At 65.5% G+C, this 14,113-nt stretch carries 12 protein-coding genes; all 12 read left to right on the top strand.

Going from position 1 to position 14,113, the window contains the following annotated elements; genetic code table 11:
- Window positions 1-54 precede the first annotated feature (54 nt).
- The gene (locus KYG_RS04925; protein ID WP_034693221.1) at window positions 55-1,290 is read left to right on the top strand and encodes a class I SAM-dependent rRNA methyltransferase; all 1,236 of its coding nucleotides are present in this window, start codon (window positions 55-57) and stop codon (window positions 1,288-1,290) included.
- A 124-nt stretch (window positions 1,291-1,414) separates the two neighbouring features.
- A complete protein-coding gene (locus KYG_RS04920; RefSeq protein WP_008903739.1) occupies window positions 1,415-2,476 on the top strand; it encodes a GTP-binding protein in 1,062 nt (353 codons plus the stop codon).
- A gap of 182 nt (window positions 2,477-2,658) precedes the next feature.
- Window positions 2,659-3,477 (top strand): RNA polymerase-binding protein DksA, encoded by an 819-nt coding sequence (dksA, locus tag KYG_RS04915; RefSeq protein ID WP_008903738.1) that lies wholly within the window; start codon window positions 2,659-2,661, stop codon window positions 3,475-3,477.
- Window positions 3,478-3,524: 47 nt separating this feature from the next.
- Window positions 3,525-5,267, top strand: coding sequence for an STAS domain-containing protein (locus tag KYG_RS04910; RefSeq protein WP_008903737.1), 1,743 nt, complete (start codon window positions 3,525-3,527; stop codon window positions 5,265-5,267).
- A 204-nt stretch (window positions 5,268-5,471) separates the two neighbouring features.
- Entirely contained in the window at window positions 5,472-6,038 is a 567-nt protein-coding gene (gene hslV, locus KYG_RS04905) for an ATP-dependent protease subunit HslV (protein WP_008903736.1), read from the top strand.
- 101 nt (window positions 6,039-6,139) lie between these two features.
- The gene (hslU, locus tag KYG_RS04900) at window positions 6,140-7,465 is read left to right on the top strand and encodes an ATP-dependent protease ATPase subunit HslU (RefSeq protein WP_008903735.1); all 1,326 of its coding nucleotides are present in this window, start codon (window positions 6,140-6,142) and stop codon (window positions 7,463-7,465) included.
- 252 nt (window positions 7,466-7,717) lie between these two features.
- Window positions 7,718-8,146: a division/cell wall cluster transcriptional repressor MraZ gene (gene mraZ, locus KYG_RS04895; protein ID WP_008903734.1), complete on the top strand. Its 429-nt coding sequence runs from the start codon at window positions 7,718-7,720 to the stop codon at window positions 8,144-8,146.
- An 8-nt stretch (window positions 8,147-8,154) separates the two neighbouring features.
- A complete protein-coding gene (gene rsmH / locus KYG_RS04890; RefSeq protein ID WP_008903733.1) occupies window positions 8,155-9,081 on the top strand; it encodes a 16S rRNA (cytosine(1402)-N(4))-methyltransferase RsmH in 927 nt (308 codons plus the stop codon).
- Between the two features lies 1 nt (window position 9,082).
- A complete protein-coding gene (gene ftsL / locus KYG_RS04885) occupies window positions 9,083-9,415 on the top strand; it encodes a cell division protein FtsL (protein WP_008903732.1) in 333 nt (110 codons plus the stop codon).
- Window positions 9,412-11,157 (top strand): penicillin-binding protein 2, encoded by a 1,746-nt coding sequence (locus KYG_RS04880; RefSeq protein ID WP_008903731.1) that lies wholly within the window; start codon window positions 9,412-9,414, stop codon window positions 11,155-11,157. Before ftsL ends, KYG_RS04880 begins: the two co-directional genes overlap by 4 nt.
- Window positions 11,154-12,659 (top strand): UDP-N-acetylmuramoyl-L-alanyl-D-glutamate--2,6-diaminopimelate ligase, encoded by a 1,506-nt coding sequence (locus KYG_RS04875; protein WP_008903730.1) that lies wholly within the window; start codon window positions 11,154-11,156, stop codon window positions 12,657-12,659. The genes KYG_RS04880 and KYG_RS04875 overlap by 4 nt, the downstream gene beginning before the upstream one ends.
- The gene (gene murF / locus KYG_RS04870) at window positions 12,656-14,107 is read left to right on the top strand and encodes a UDP-N-acetylmuramoyl-tripeptide--D-alanyl-D-alanine ligase (protein WP_008903729.1); all 1,452 of its coding nucleotides are present in this window, start codon (window positions 12,656-12,658) and stop codon (window positions 14,105-14,107) included. The genes KYG_RS04875 and murF overlap by 4 nt, the downstream gene beginning before the upstream one ends.
- Window positions 14,108-14,113 lie beyond the last annotated feature (6 nt).

Here is a 14,113-nt window from a genome sequence, read left to right as displayed (position 1 = left end):
CCTTGTACGGGGCGTGCGAGGTGACGGGGCAGCGGCCGCGCGACAATCGGGCCCATGAAAACCGTTCGCCTTCGCCCCGGTAAAGAGCGCTCGCTCTTGCGCCGCCACCCCTGGATCTTTGAATCGGCCATCGCCAAGGGCGGGGGCGACAGCGGCGAGACCGTGCGCGTGGAGTCGCACGAGGGCCAGTTTCTCGCCTGGGCTGCGTACAGCCCCAGCTCGCGCATCCGCGCACGGGTGTGGAGCTTTGACGAGGCGCAGCGCATTGATGCTCCGTTTTTCATAGCTGCTTGCGCCCGCTCCATCATCGCCAGAGCCCGTTTTGACGTACAAAGCGACGGCGTGCGCCTGGTGCACGGTGAATCCGACGGCCTGCCGGGGCTCATCGTGGACCGCTATGGCGACACGCTGGTGGCTCAGTTCACCAGCGCGGGTACCGAGCGCTGGAAGGATGTGATTGCCGACGCCCTGTTGCGCGAGACGGGTCTGACTAAGCTGTATGAACGCTCGGACGCCAGCGTGCGCACCCTCGAAGGCCTCCCGCCCGCCACCGGCTGGCTGCGCGGCGGGCCCACGGGGGCGGCAGGCGATGGTGAGGGGCCGCCGCTCGAACTCGCCCTCCGTGAGCACCAGTGGCACCTGACGCTGAACATCGCCGAGGGCCACAAGACCGGCTTCTATTTAGACCAGCGCGACAGCCGCAAGCGGTTTGCCGACTACACCCAGCGCCTGGGCTTCAAGCACGTGCTCAACTGCTTTTGCTACACCGGTGGTTTCAGCGTGGCGGCGCTGGCCGGCATGCGTGCGGCGGGCACCGTGGCCGATGGGCATGTGACGTCCATCGATTCCTCGGGCCCGGCCCTGGAGCGCGCCCGCGCCCATGTGGCGCTCAACGGCTTCGATCCGAACCGGGCCACGTTCCTCGACGCTGACGTGAATGCGTCGCTGCGCCAGTTCCTCAAGGAGGGCCAGCGCTTTGACGCCATCATCCTGGACCCGCCGAAGTTTGCGCCCACTGCAGCGCACGCCGACCGTGCAGCCCGGGCGTACAAGGACATCAACCGGCTGGCGCTGCAGTTGCTGTCACCCGGTGGCGTGCTGTTCACCTTCTCTTGCTCGGGCGGCATCAGTGCCGACCTGTTCCACAAGATCGTGGCCTCGGCCGGCGCGGATGCCGGGGTGGACGGCTACATCCTGGAGCGCCTGGGCGGCGCGCCCGACCACCCGATGACGCTGGAGTTTCCGGAGGGCGAGTACCTCAAGGGGCTGGTGGTGATGCGCAAAGGGTGAACCCGCCGGCTCCGGCAAGGGCTTGACAGCCTCGGTACACTGAAAAAGTTGCCCCCGCGAGGGGCACCGCGTTGTGCGGCAACGGCCGCAGCGCACGTATTTGATCCCCTTGAAAGACAGATTTATGGCACTGATTCCCGTCACCATCCTCACCGGCTTCCTGGGCTCGGGCAAGACCACGCTGCTCAAGCGCCTGCTCACCGAAGCCCACGGCCAGAAGATCGCCGTGATTGAGAACGAGTTCGGCGAAGAGAACATCGACAACGACATCCTCGTGACCGAGTCCAAGGAGCAGATCGTGCAGATGAGCAACGGCTGCATCTGCTGCACCATCCGCGAAGACCTGCGCGAAACCCTGCAGCTGCTGGCCGCCAAGCGCCGCAAGAACCTGCTCGACTTCGACCGCATCGTCATCGAGACCACCGGTGTGGCCGACCCGGGCCCCGTGGCACAGACCTTCTTCATGGACGAAGAGATCGCCGAAACCTACCTGATCGACTCGATCATCACGCTGGTGGACGCCAAACATGCGCCCCAGCAGCTCAACGACCGCCAGGAGGCGCGCCGCCAGGTGGGGTTTGCGGACCAGATCTTCCTGTCCAAGACCGACCTGGTGTCCCAGGACGAGACCGAGGCGCTGATCCATCGCCTCAAGCACATGAACCCGCGCGCGCCCATCAAGGCCGTGCATTTTGGCGAGGTGCCGCTCAAGGAGGTGCTGGACCTGCGCGGCTTCAACCTCAACGCCAAGCTGGATATCGACCCGGACTTCCTGAAGGAAGAAGGGAGCGGGCATGACCACCACGACCATGACCACGAACATGGCGAGCACTGCAGCCACCCCTCGCACCAGCATGAGCACGGCCATGGCCACCACCATCACCACGATGATGATGTGAAGAGCTTTGTGTACCGCTCGGACCGCCCGTTCGACCCCGCCAAGCTCGAAGACTTCCTGGGCGCCATCGTCAACATCTACGGCCCGCGCATGCTGCGCTACAAGGGCGTGTTGAACATGAAAGGCACCGATCGCAAGGTGATCTTCCAGGGCGTGCACCAGCTCATGGGCAGCGACCTGGGGCCGCAGTGGGCCGAAGGCGAGCAGCGCACCAGTAAGATGGTCTTCATTGGCATCGATCTGCCCAAGGACATCTTCCTGCAAGGGCTGGAGCAAAGCCTTGTGTGATGCCCTTTGGCACTGCCCGGGGGCATGTGCCTTCTGACCGGGTTTGTGTTGTATCTGCAACGTTTCCGTTTGCGTCAGTCCAGGTCGATACAATCGCGCCCCGGTAAAAGCACCGAAGGCTTGCCACCCGCGCCTGGCTGCAATGCAGCCGGGGCCTGCCCGTATTGCGAGGAGACCAGGAAGTGAAAGCCGACACCAGCAAATCCAAGGGGACCGCCAAGGCGACCCCTGCCGTGGCAAAAAAGGGCGCCGCTGCTGCACCGGCTCCCAAGGCTGTTGCAAAGGCCCCCGCCAAGCCCGCCGCCAAGACCCCTGCCGTGCCCAAGGCCGCAGCCGCAGTGAGTGCTCCGGTGTCTGCACCGGCTCCAGCGCCTGCGTTGCAGGCCGGTTCGCAGGTACCCGTGCGCACAACCCGGCCTTCTTCCCGATTGGCCCAATTGACCGTACCATCCATGGCACAAACAGTGGCCTCGACCGCTGCCAAAGCCAGTTATCTACACACCATGCCCACGACCGCGCAAGCGCAGCCCACGTACACGGCTGCCAAAAAAGACCCCAAGCTGGCGAACAACTGGAAAACCAAGTCCGCCGCCGAGCTGACCGACGCCGAAGTCATGGCCATGCCTGATGGCGAGTACATGAACGAAAAGCAGTTGGCGTTTTTCCGCCTCAAGCTCGTAGAGCTCAAGCAGGACATCCACAACAGCGCCGGTGAAACCACCGAACACCTTCGCGAAGACACCGTCGTGGTGCCCGACCCGGCCGATCGCGCCACCATCGAAGAAGAACACGCGCTGGAGCTGCGCACCCGCGACCGCGAGCGCAAGCTGCTCAAGAAGATCGAGCAATCCATCGCCCGCATCGACGCCGGTGATTACGGCTATTGCGACGAGACCGGCGAGCCCATTGGTGTGGGCCGCCTGATCGCACGCCCCACCGCCACGCTTTCGCTCGAAGCGCAGCAACGCCGCGAACTCAAGCAAAAGATGTTTGGGGATTGAGCAGGCAGCGGCCTGTCGATCAACGCGCGCACTCTGTACCCTGAGCCATGAGCAAGGAAGAATCCACCCCCGGCGGACTGCTATCGAAGGTGGTGCGGTTCGTGAAAAACCCGACGGTGAACTGGACCGAGCTCGATTCGCTGCAGGACGACCGGGAGAGCCAGTACAGCAAGCAGATGCTCAAGGAGATGATCGAGCGCAAGCGCCGCAACGACTTCGTGCGGCGCCGCGAGTTTGATCAGCTGCGCAAGCTGCGCCAGCGCGAGGTGCTCCAGGGTCAGCGCGTGGAAGATGCGGCGGGCCGCCCCTCGTTCTTCCAGAGCAGCATGGCCTCGCCCGATGAGCGCGCCGTCACGCTCAAGAAGATCGACGAGATCGAAGCGCAGATGTCGCAGCAGTGGTGGAAGAGCAAGCAAGGCGCCGAGGCCCCCACCCAGCCGGGCGATGTCCCTGCCGCGGCAGAACCACAAGGCCCTGACTCTGCGCATTCGCGCGCCTATGCGCCCACGGCTCCTGGCAGCCTGCCAGCGCCGCTGGAAAGCAAAGCCGGTGTTCAGCCGCTGTTTGCCGATGACAGCATGGCCATCGGCCGGTTTGGCGGCGCCGATGCGCAGATGCTTGCAGGTGCGGGCCCTGCGGAAGCGTCTTTCAGCCTTGCGCAGGCTGCGCCAGCGACCGCATCCGAACCGGAGGAATTCGTGCACGAACCCGATCTTGAAGAGGCAGCCATCCGGTTTGCCAATGGTGACCATGCGGGTGCGGAGTCTGGCCTGCTGGAGGTTCTGGCCCAGCATCAGCAGGATCCGCCCGAAGACCAGCTGGAAATCTGGATGACGCTGTTCGACCTGTACCGTGCGACCGGCCAGCACGACCGGTTTGACACCCTGGCCATCGACTTTGCCGCGCAATACAGCCGCTCTGCGCCGTTGTGGTTTTCCATGCCCGAGCAGTTGGGCATGGCGCCTGCGGCCCCGGCGGCGGCTGGGGCGGCAGCGCCGGTGGCGGCGGTGCGCAAGGATTTCAGCTGGAACGCGCCCGCTGCCGTGGCGGTGTCTTCCGTGGCGGCTCTGCAGGCGTCGTTGGCCCGCGCCGCATCGCCATGGACCCTGTCGTGGACACGCCTGGCGTCCATCGATGAGGCTGCCGTCCCTTTGCTGGCAGACCAGTTCACCCAGTGGGCGGAACGGGACGGGCAGCTTGTGTTCTCCGGCGTGGAAAAACTCAATGCGCTGCTGGAGGCCCGCACCCAGTCCGGAGACCGTGCCACCAGCCCGGAATGGTGGCGCCTGCGCATGGCGGCGCTTCGCCTGATGGGCAAGGCCGATGAGTTCGAGCTCGTGGCGCTGGATTACTGCGTGACGTACGAGGTCTCTCCGCCGTCGTGGATGTCCCCGCGCTGCGGGTATTCCGACAATGAGGGCGCGTCCTCGGGATCTGCACCGCTGGCCGCTGACAGTGATTTCATGGCGTCGGACCTGGGCGATGTGAGTGTGCCCGCGCCGCTCGACACCGGCCCGGTGGCCCAGCTCAGCGGCCACATTGATGGCGATGCCACACCCATGCTGCAGCCTTTTGAGGCCTTTTTGCGGGCGGGCGTGCCGCTCACCATTGCGTGCGACAAGCTCATCCGGGTGGACTTTGCTGCCGCGGGCTCCGTACTCAACTGGGCCGCAGAGCAACAGGGCCAGGGCCACGTCATCCAGTTCCACAATCTGCAGCGGTTGGTGGCGATCTTCTTCAATGTGATCGGCATCAACGAGCACGCCTGGGTGGTCCCCCGCAAGAACTGACCCGCCCGGGTCGCTTTGCCCCCTTCGCACTTTCGCCCCTGCGCGGACCTGCGAAGCGCCGCACTAGTGGTTTGGCAGGCTTGGCGCGGGGCGCGGTGGCGTCGGTGCCGGGTTTACACACCGCCTGCAGTGGGATGATTGGATGGCAGCACGCAGCGGCTTTCTGCCTTGAAAGCGCCGCCCGCGCCCTCAACTGCCGCAGTTATGGACTCATCTAACGACAACCACCCGGTGTTCCACGGCACCACCATCCTGAGCGTGCGCCGCCAGACCCCGGAAGGCATTCAGGTCGCCATTGGCGGCGATGGCCAGGTCACTCTGGGCAATATTGTGGTCAAGGGCTCGGCGCGCAAGGTGCGCAAGCTCTACCACGGCAAGGTGCTGGCAGGCTTTGCGGGCGCCACGGCCGATGCGTTCACGCTGTTCGAGCGCTTTGAAGCCAAGCTGGAAAAGCACCAGGGCCATCTGACGCGTGCCGCCATCGAGCTGACCAAGGACTGGCGCACCGACCGCGTGCTGCGCCGGCTGGAAGCCATGCTGGCCGTGGCGGACGCCAGCGCCTCGCTCATCATCACCGGCAACGGCGACGTGCTGGAGCCCGAGCAGGGCATCGTGGCGATCGGGTCGGGTGGTGCGTACGCGCACTCGGCGGCCAAGGCGCTGCTCAACCACACCGATCTGTCGGCGCAGGACATCGTCAAGAAGTCGCTCGAAATTGCGGGCGAGCTGTGCATTTACACCAACATGCACCACACCATCGAGACGCTGTAACAGCGGCGGTGGATTGGATACTCACAATTTAATAGCTGTTGGCGCTTATCCATAAAGCGTCAGGGGCTGATTTGACATAGATTTTGAAGGCAGGCTCACCCATGTCCTCCATGACCCCCCAGGAGATCGTCTCCGAACTCGACCACCACATCGTGGGCCAGGCCAGCGCCAAGCGCGCCGTGGCCATTGCGCTGCGCAACCGCTGGCGCCGCCAGCAGGTCGAAGGCAGCCTGCGCCACGAGATCACGCCCAAGAACATCCTGATGATCGGCCCCACTGGCGTGGGCAAGACCGAGATCGCGCGCCGCTTGGCCCGCCTGGCCGATGCACCCTTCATCAAGGTGGAAGCCACCAAGTTCACCGAGGTGGGCTACGTGGGCAAGGACGTGGATTCCATCATCCGCGATCTGGCCGAGATGGCCGTCAAGCAGACGCGCGAGTCTGAAATGAAGAAGGTGCGCACCCGTGCCGAAGACGCGGCTGAGGAGCGTATTCTGGACGTGCTAATCCCGCCCGCCCGCGCCGCCGCTGGCAGCGAGCCGATGGCCGACAACACGGCCCGGCAGGTGTTTCGCAAGAAGCTGCGCGAAGGCTTGCTGGACGACAAGGAAATCGAGATCGACGTGGCCGAGGCCCGCCCGCAGCTGGAGATCATGGGCCCGCAGGGCATGGAGGAGATGGCTGAGCAGTTGCGGGGCATGTTCAGCCAGATGGGGCAGGACAAGCGCAAGACCCGCAAGCTCAAGATCGCCGAGGCCTTGAAGCTCATCACCGACGAAGAGGCGGCCAAGCTCGTCAACGAGGAAGACATCAAGACGCGCGCCGTGCAGAACGCCGAGCAGAACGGCATCGTCTTCATCGACGAGATCGACAAGGTGGCCGCACGCCAGGAAACGAGCGGCGCCGACGTGTCGCGCCAGGGCGTGCAGCGCGACCTGCTGCCCCTGGTGGAAGGCACCACGGTGTCCACCAAGTACGGAATGATCAAGACGGACCACATCCTGTTCATCGCCTCGGGGGCGTTCCACCTGTCCAAGCCCAGCGATTTGATTCCGGAGCTGCAGGGACGTTTTCCGATCCGTGTGGAGCTGGAGTCGCTGTCCGTGAAGGATTTCGAGGCCATCCTCACGCAGACGCATGCGTCGCTGGTCAAGCAGTACCAGGCGCTGCTCGCCACCGAAGGCGTCATGCTCGAATTTGCGCCGGAGGGCATCACGCGCCTGGCGCACATTGCGTTTGAGGTGAACGAACGCACGGAAAACATCGGGGCACGCCGCCTGTCTACCGTCATGGAGCGCTTGCTGGATGAGGTGAGTTTTGACGCCACGCGCCTGTCGGGCCAGTCCATCACCATCGACGCCGCCTATGTCGATGCCCGCCTGCAGACCCTGAGCCAGGACGAGGACCTGTCGCGCTACATCCTGTGACGAGTCGGCCAAGCCTTGAGAGGTCACTTTCATAGGCCTCTGTAAGTGCTTCTTTTTGAACGACTTTTGTCGCCAGAGTGTCTGCAAATTCACGGCTAAGTCGTTGATTTCATTGCAAAAGTTTGTTGGACACCCCCTTGTTCGGTGTGCTTTTCCTGCTACAGTGCAAAAAAGTGCAATTAAGTGGTGAAAAGTGCCTTGGGAGTCCGTTTTGCGGACCCGGGGGCGCAGAACCGAACTGGGAATCCATCCGTGTTTCAAGGTGCCTCGTCGCTGAGTCTCGATGCGAAGGGTCGGCTCTCCGTGCCGACCCGGCATCGTGACGTCCTGGCGGCGACGGCGTCTGGCCAGCTCACCATCACCAAACACCCCCACGGTTGCCTGATGGTGTTCCCCCGCCCCGAGTGGGAAAAGTTTCGTGAGCGCATTGCCCAGCTGCCCATGTCCGCCCAGTGGTGGAAGCGCATCTTTCTGGGCAACGCCATGGACGTGGACATGGACGCCACCGGCCGAGTGCTGGTGTCGCCCGAGCTGCGCGAAGCGGCCGGTATCTCCAAGGACACCATGCTGCTGGGCATGGGTAACCATTTCGAACTCTGGGACAAGGCCACCTACGACGAGCAGGAGGCCAAGGCCATGCAGGGCGAGATGCCGGATGTCTTCAAGGACTTCTCCTTCTGAGGCGCGCAGTGACATCCCCCATGCAACACACCACCGTCTTGCTCAACGAGGCCGTCGATGCCCTCCTGGGTGGCGCAGGCCCGGAGCCTGCGGGCACCTGGGTGGACGCGACCTTCGGGCGTGGCGGGCATTCGCGCCTGATTCTGCTCAGGCTCGGACCACAAGGGCGCCTTGTGGCCTTCGACAAGGACCCCGAAGCCATCGCTGAAGCAACGCGCATCACCGATGCGCGTTTTTCCATCCGGCACGAAGGTTTTCGCCATCTGGCCGACCTGCCGCCTGCGAGTGCCGCCGGCGTGCTGATGGATCTGGGCGTGAGCTCACCCCAGATCGACAGCCCCGAACGGGGCTTCAGTTTCCGTTTTGACGGCCCGCTGGACATGCGCATGGACACCACGCGCGGGACCAGTGTGGCCGATTGGTTGGCCACGGCCGAAGTCGGTCAGATTGCGGAGGTGATACGTGACTACGGTGAAGAACGGTTTGCTGGCCCCATTGCAAAGGCGATTGTTGCTCGGCGCGAAGAACGGGGTCCTCTTGCAACCACCGCAGAACTGGCCGACCTCGTGGCTGGCGCGGTCAAAACCCGCGAAGCGGGCCAGAACCCTGCAACGCGCACATTTCAAGCTCTTCGGATTTTCATCAACGCCGAGCTTGAAGAGCTGCAACAGGCACTAGAGGCCAGCCTCTCGGTGCTGCAGCCGGGCGGGCGGCTGGTGGTCATCAGCTTTCACTCGCTTGAAGACCGCATCGTCAAGCAGTTCATCGCCAAGCACTCCAAGGAGGTGTATGACCGCCGCGCACCGTTTGCCGCGCCCCAGGCCATGAAGCTCGTCGCGCTGGACCGCATCAAGCCCAGCGTGGCCGAGATCGAGGCCAATCCCCGCTCACGCAGCGCCATCATGCGCGTGGCCGAACGCACGGCGGTCGTCTGACATGACCCGGCTGAATGTCGTCCTGCTGCTTGCCGTGCTGGCCAGCGCGATCTACCTCGTGCACACCCAGTACGAATCGCGCCGCCTGTTCACCGAGCTGGACCGCGCTGTGGCCGAGGCCCGCCGCCTGGAGACGGAGCACCAGCGTCTGCAGGTGGACAAGCGCGCGCAGGCCACGCCGCTGCGGGTGGAGAAGATCGCCCGCGCCCAGCTGAACATGCGCACCGCCACACCGGCCATCACGCAGTATGTGTCTGACCCGCAAGGCGTAGCTGCTGCTGCTGCTGCTGCTGCGGGTGCCACGCCGTCCCGGCCCGAGGGGGAACAGCCATGAGCCGCAGCGTGGTCTACACCGCAAGCCCGCTGCTGGCAAGCAAGACGCCCGTCTGGCGCAGCAAATTCATCGTGGCCATGATTGCGCTGGGTTTTCTGGGCCTGGCGGGGCGTGCCGCCTATGTGCAGGTGTTTGGCAACGCCTTCTTTCAGCGCCAGGGCGAGGTGCGGTTTGCCCGCACGCTGGAGCTGCCGGCCAACCGCGGCAAGATCCTGGACCGCAACGGGCTGATCCTTGCCTCCAGCGTGCCCGCGGCCAGCATCTGGGCCATCCCTGAAGACGTGGAGCAGGACAAACCCGAGGTACGCGCCAAGCTCAGGCAGCTGGCCAAACTGCTCGACATGCCCCAGGCCGAGCTGATGAAAAAGCTGGCTGACGAGGACAAGACCTTTGTCTGGATCAAGCGCCAGCTCGACTGGGACGTGGGCCAGCAGATCGCCAGGCTCGACATCAAGGGCATTTACCAGCGCAAGGAATACAAGCGCCAGTACCCCGAGGGCGAGGCCGCCGCGCACGTGGTGGGCTTTACCAACGTGGAAGACCATGGCCAGGAGGGCATGGAGCTGGCGTTCGACAAGGAGCTGGCGGGCAAGCCCGGTTCGCGCCGCGTGATCAAGGACCGCCTGGGCCGCGTGGTGGAAAGCGTGGGCGAAACCGTGCCCCCGGTCGATGGCAAGGACATGCAGCTGTCCATCGACAGCAAGGTGCAGTTCTTTGCCTACCAGAAGCTGCGCGACCAGGTGGCCGCGCACAAGGCCAAGGCCGGCAGCGTGGTGGTGCTGGATGCCCACACGGGCGAGCTGCTGGCGCTGGCCAACTACCCCAGCTACGTGCCCGACAAGCGCAAGAACCTCTCGGGTGAGCAGCTGCGCAACCGCGCGCTCACCGACGTCTTCGAGCCTGGCTCCACCATGAAGCCGTTCACCATTGGCCTGGCGCTCGAAACGGGCCGCGTGCGCCCCGACACCGTTGTGGACACCACGCCGGGCCGCATCAACATTACCGGCTCCACCATCTCCGACACGCGCAACCATGGCGTGCTCACGGTGGAGGGCGTGATCCAGAAGTCGAGCAACGTGGGCACCACCAAGCTGGCCATGCAGATGCCGGCGCGCGAGATGTGGGAGACGTTTTCGGCCGCGGGCTTCGGGCAGAAGCCGCAACTGCACTTCCCCGGCGTGGTGACGGGGCGCCTGCGGCCGTACAAGACCTGGCGTCCGGTCGAGCAGGCCACCATGTCCTATGGCTATGGCCTCTCGGCCAGCCTGTTCCAGATGGCGCGGTCCTACACCGTGTTTGCCAACGGCGGGCGGGTGATTCCCGCCACCATGCTCAAGACCGACGTCCCCGCCCTGGGCGTGCCGGTGTTCTCCGAACGCACGGCCGACCAGGTGCGCAAGATGCTGCAGATGGCCGCAGGCCCTGGTGGCACCGGCCAGAAGGCGCAGACCGTGGGCTACTCGGTGGGCGGCAAGTCGGGCACGGCGCGCAAGCAGGTGGGCAAGAACTACGCGTCGGGCAAGTACCGCGCGTGGTTCACCGGCATGGCACCCATCGACAAGCCCCGCATCATCGTGGCCGTGATGATCGATGAGCCCAGCAATGGCGTGTTCTACGGCGGTGCCGTGGCGGCACCGGTGTTCAGCGAAGTGGTGCAGCAGACGCTGCGCATGATGGGCGTGCAGCCGGACATGGCGGTCACGCCGCAGATCGTGGCCGATGTGGTGGAGGAGTCGCTATGACGGCGCTTGCCCTGCTCGGTTCGGTGAGCGAAGCTGTCAGCTGGCTGCGCGAGCGGGTCACGGGCACGCTGCAGACGGACAGCCGCCAGATCCGGCCGGGCGACGGTTTCATCGCCTGGCCCGGCGCCGCAACCGACGGCCGTGCGCACATCGGGGATGCGCTGGCGCGTGGGGCCGTGGCCTGCCTGGTGGAGCACGAGGGTGCCGAGGCTTTTGCGCTGCAAGGACTGACTGTGGCGGCGCTGCACGGGCTCAAGGCGGCTACCGGGCTGGTGGCAGCCGAATGGTTCGGCCAGCCCACCCAGCACCTGGATGTGTTGGCCGTGACGGGCACCAACGGCAAGACCACGACCAGCTGGTGGCTCGCCGAGGCCCTCAATACGCTATCGAAAAATGAGCTGTTTGCGCAAGGTGGGTGCGCGCTGGTGGGCACTTTGGGCACTGGAACGCCGCCCGCGCTCACCAGCACCGGCATGACCACCCCCGACCCGGTGCGGCTGCAGCGCGCGTTCCAGCAATTCACCGATGCGGGCCGCACGGCCTGCGCCATCGAGGCTTCGTCCATTGGTCTGGCCGAGCATCGGCTGGTGGGCACGCGCATTCGCGTGGCCCTGTTCACCAACTTCACCCAGGATCATCTGGACTACCACCCCAGCATGGTCGCCTACTGGCAGGCCAAGAGCGTGCTCTTTGACTGGCCCGGTCTGCAGGCGGCGGTGGTCAACATCGATGACCCGCAGGGCGCAGAGCTGCACACCGCGCTGGCCGGCCGGCCGCTGGACCTGTGGAGCGTTTCCGCCACCGGCCCGGCCCGCCTGGCGGCGCGCGATATCGGCATGGGCGATGGTGGCCTGCGCTTTACCGTGGCCGAGGGCGTGCACACGCATGTGCTGCAGACGCGCGTGATCGGGCAGTACAACGTCTCCAACCTGCTGGGCGTGGTGGCGGCGTTGCGTGCGCTGGGCGTTCCGCTGCAGCACGCGCTGTTCGCCTGTGCCCAGCTTTCACCTGTGCCCGGCCGCATGGAGCAGGTCAACCACCCGGGCCAGCCCCTGGTGGCCGTGGACTATGCCCACACGCCCGACGCGCTGGACAAGGCCCTGCAAGCCCTGCGCCCGATTGCGCAGCAGCGGGGCGGCCGGCTCTGGTGCGTGTTTGGCTGCGGTGGCGACCGCGACGCGGGCAAGCGCCCGCTGATGGGCGCCGTGGCGCAGCACCATGCCGACCAGGTGGTGGTGACCAGCGACAACCCGCGCAGCGAAGACCCTGCGGCCATCCTGCACCAGATTCTGCAAGGCACCATCGCTGGCAACACCGTGCGCGCCGAGCCCGGCCGCGCCGCCGCCATTGCGCTGGCCATTGCCGAAGCCGCGCCCGCCGATGTGGTGCTGATTGCCGGCAAGGGCCACGAAGACACCCAGGAGACGGCCGGTGTGCGCCTGCCGTTCTCCGACATGGCCCATGCGCAGAACGCGCTGCAGGCCCGAGGAGCCCGCCCATGACCGCGACCCCCGGGGTGATGATGACCCTGCAGCAGGCGTTTGCGCTGCTGCAGTCGCACATTCCCGCCGCCCGGCTGGTGGGCAATGGCGCCACGCCCCTCGTGCGCGTGCACACCGACACGCGCACGCTGCAGGCGGGCGACCTGTTTGTGGCGCTCAAGGGCGAGCGTTTTGACGCCAACGCCTTCCTGGCCGATGCCCGTGCCGGTGGTGCCGCTGCAGCGATTGCACACGGGGGCCTGGAGGCAGCCGGCTTGCCCGGCATCGAAGTGCCCGACAGCCTGGCTGCGCTGGGCGCACTCGCCACTGGCTGGCGTACGCAATTTCACCTGCCGCTGATTGGCGTGACGGGCAGCAACGGCAAGACCACGGTGACGCAGATGATCGCGTCCATCCTGCATGCCTGGCAGGGCGAGGCTGCGTTTGCCACGCAGGGCAATTTCAACAACGACATCGGCGTGCCATTGACACTGATGCGCCTGCGTGCCAGCCACGCCGCCGCCGTGATCGAAATGGGCATGAACCACCCCGGCGAGATCGCCACGCTGGCCGCCATGGCGTTGCCCACGGTGGCCTTGGTCAACAACGCGCAGCGTGAACACCTGGAGTTCATGCACACGGTGGAAGCGGTGGCTCGCGAGAACGGCTCGGTGTTCGCCAGCTTGTCTGCCGACGGTGTGGCCGTGTTCCCTGCGGGGGATGCCTACACGGGCCTCTGGCGCTCGCTGGCGGCAGGGCGCCGCGTTGTCACTTTTGGCGACGGTGGCGATGTGGCCTGCACGCAGGCGGCGTGGGGACAGGGCGCCTGGGCCGTCACACTCGCCACGCCACACGGCGAAGTGGCCACCCACCTGCACATTGCGGGGCGCCACAACGTGACCAACGCACTGGCAGCCGCTGCCTGCACGCTGGCGGCGGGGGCGCCCCTGGCCGCCATCGCGCAAGGGCTGAACGACTTTGTGCCCGTCAAGGGCCGCTCGCGCGCCTTTAGTGTGAATTGCGCGGGCCGTGAGATCACGGTGGTGGACGACACCTACAACGCCAACCCCGACTCCATGCGTGCCGCCATCGACGTGCTGGCCGAGTTGCCCGGCCCGCAACTGCTGGTATTGGGCGACATGGGCGAAGTGGGCGACCAGGGTCCGCAGTTCCACGCCGAGGCTGGTGCCCATGCACGGGCTGCGGGCATCCCTTTGCTGTTCGCGCTGGGTGCGCAGTCAGTGCACGCCGCCACGGCCTATGGAGGTGCCCGGCATTTCAACGATATGAGCGCACTGCTGAATGCTGTGCGCAACGCCCTGCCCACGGTGGGTAGCGTGCTGGTGAAGGGATCGCGATTCATGAAGATGGAACAGGTGGTCGAGGCCATTGGCGCCGCCGCACTGCCCGCAGAACAACAACAAAAGCCGATCAATCCACGGGAGGGACACCATGGCGCAACGCATTGAAATCGC

The sequence above is a fragment of the Acidovorax sp. NO-1 genome (assembly GCF_000238595.1).
In the GTDB taxonomy this organism is placed as follows: Bacteria; Pseudomonadota; Gammaproteobacteria; order Burkholderiales; family Burkholderiaceae_C; genus Acidovorax.
Note: the sequence above shows the minus strand (reverse complement) of the source record. Positions and strands in the feature narration are given on the sequence as shown.